Below are 1,975 nucleotides of genomic sequence, written 5' to 3'. Positions count from 1 at the left end.
CGTCAATATCACCGGGTATGGCTCATCGGGTGATTATCAGTCGATGAAAGCATATGACCTTCTGGTCCAGGCGGAGAGCGGCCTGGCTCTTCTCACCGGAAATGACGCGGGTCCCGCCCGCGTTGGAGTGTCGGTGTGTGACATCGCCTGTGGTATGTACGCGCACCAGGCTATCCTTCAAGCCCTCTACGTTCGTGAGAAAACGGGGGAAGGTTGCGGCATCGAGGTCTCGTTGTTTCACAGTTTGGCAGACTGGATGAACGTCCCTCACCTTCAGTTTCAGTATGGAGGGCATCACCCATCGCGGAATGGTCTCGAACATCCCACGATTGCACCATACGGTGTTTTCGAATGTCAGGATGGGAAGTTGCTCCTTTCCATACAGAACGAGCGCGAGTGGCAGCGGCTCTGCGAGCAGGTTCTCGAACGACCAGACCTCCTCTCGCAAGAGCGCTTCAACGGCAATAATGCGCGCGTACAGCATCGCAGAGAGCTTGAAGGCGTCATCAACTCGATTTTCCGCGGATCGACAAGAGATGTAGTAGCCGGACGACTTTTGAAGGCGGAGATAGCGTTTGGAAGGCTTTCGTCTCTCGATGACTTGGGTCGGCATCCCCAGCTACGCACTATCGACGTGCAGACGGCTGCGGGAGAGGTGAGCCTGATTGCGCCACCCGTCTTAGCAGCGGACGACGAACGGCATTTTGGCGCAGTTCCATCACTCGGCGAGCACGATAAGATTGTGCGGCAAGAATTCGCCTCCCACGAGCGCACGGCAGCTCCGCAGATCGCTGTTAACGCTGGATGATGATGGATGACGCGGCTCGGTGCGAGGCAAAGATTTGGCAATTAAAGTGGCATCATGCCCCGTCAGAGAGCCCAACCGTATGATCCGTCCTTTGCAGGCAGTTATTAGCGGCACATACCCTCCTTCAGAGTTCCCACATCCCGTCCCACCACCCTTGCTGGATCCGTGGCGCGAGCAAGGTTTTTTGCCTGTGCGCTTACGGGAAGAAACTATTGAATTCCATCGGAATCGTCGAGGAAAACTGTTGTAACTCAAGCCTGGGAGGGGCTCGGTCATGGGTATCGAAGAATTTTGCGGTCGCTTCAAACTTAGTGTTAAAATCGGGATCATTGGCGCAGCTTTCATCTTAACAATAGCTGCGATCGGGGGCCTAAGTTTTTTTGCGACTGGCGTGCTGCAAAAACGCCTGGATTCATCCTCCGACGTTGTGAACGCCCTGACCGGCTTCAAGAATGTCTACGCTAGCATGACCCGGTTCCTCCAGGATGCATCTGAAGATAGCCGCGGTGAACTCTACCAGAAATTGGACGGACAGAAAGCAATCCTCCATACAGCTGAGAACCACCTGAGTGCTATCGATGGGAAAGCGGTCATCACAACGGCTGCATCTGAAACGGCAGAGATAGAGACAAAGGTCGAAGATCTTTGGGAGATTCATCAATCCGAGGCCTCTATACGCAAGCGACTTGAACGAGATCTGTCCTCGATTGGCAGCCTGCAACAGAAGATAGCTACTGAACAACTGGCATTGGAAGGAAGCGTTCGAGAGAGGGAGCAGTCTGCCAAGCAGTTGCTTGAGCATGCTGAATACCTCGACGGTACCTCCCGTTTTTTCCAGAAGCTGGCTGCCGACGTCAGGGCCGCTTCCCCTGAGAAGATCCCGGGCATCGCGAACGCTCGAGTTCGCTTCATAGCCAAGCAGCTAGAAGCTCACGCTCGTGACTTCTCGCCCGCTGTCGCAACCTCGTTGCGGGATCTGGCGGCGGCTTTGAACGGGCTTTCGTCCGCGACAATTACCCCGTCAGATGTCATTTCCGCAGATATCGTTTCTCGAAGTGTTCGATTGGAGAGCGCTATAAAAGGTGATGCGGTTGAAAACATGAGGGCGGCTACGCGGATTTTCGGTGACCTCAACCAGCGATCCGCGCTCACCGTGGCAGTGTTGGG

Annotated in this window: 2 protein-coding genes; both read left to right on the top strand. The window is 54.8% G+C overall.

All coding sequences use genetic code 11. The features are described from left to right. Positions 1 to 808, top strand: an 808-nt coding sequence (locus tag A3AY_RS38410; RefSeq protein ID WP_018329387.1) for a CaiB/BaiF CoA transferase family protein, incomplete at its 5' end; no start/stop codon positions are given. A gap of 274 nt (positions 809 to 1,082) precedes the next feature. Next, the coding region (locus tag A3AY_RS0130085) for a hypothetical protein (protein WP_018329386.1) at positions 1,083 to 1,975 on the top strand (893 nt) is incomplete at its 3' end.

The sequence above is a fragment of the Rhizobium giardinii bv. giardinii H152 genome (genome assembly GCF_000379605.1).
GTDB lineage: Bacteria > Pseudomonadota > Alphaproteobacteria > Rhizobiales > Rhizobiaceae > Pararhizobium > Pararhizobium giardinii.
The sequence above is the reverse complement of the archived record's forward strand: the minus strand, read 5'-3'. Positions and strand labels throughout refer to the sequence as shown.